1 protein-coding gene is annotated in these 263 nt (G+C 29.7%); it reads right to left on the bottom strand.

Annotation, left to right across the window (positions count from 1 at the left end):
* Nucleotides 1–263, bottom strand: a 263-nt coding sequence (locus PF021_RS08555) for an Hsp70 family protein (protein ID WP_271022061.1), incomplete at both ends; no start/stop codon positions are given.

Below are 263 nucleotides of genomic sequence, written 5' to 3'. Positions count from 1 at the left end.
AGTTTTAGTTAAGTGTTTTGGACCACTTGCATCAGCTGTGATAAATGGTAAATTAATATTAGTTTCATTAGCTGAACTTAATTCTTTTTTAGCATTTTCAGCTGCTTCTTTTAATCTTTGTAAAGCCATTACATCGTTTTTAAGATCAATACCTGTTTCATCTTTAAACTCATTTGCTAAAAAGTCGATTAATTTATTATCAAAATCATCACCACCTAAAAATGCATTACCGCCAGTTGCTAAAACTTCTACAACATTATCAC

This window comes from Helicobacter ibis (genome assembly GCF_027859255.1).
GTDB lineage: Bacteria > Campylobacterota > Campylobacteria > Campylobacterales > Helicobacteraceae > Helicobacter_D > Helicobacter_D ibis.
This window is presented reverse-complemented; position numbering and strand designations above follow the sequence as displayed.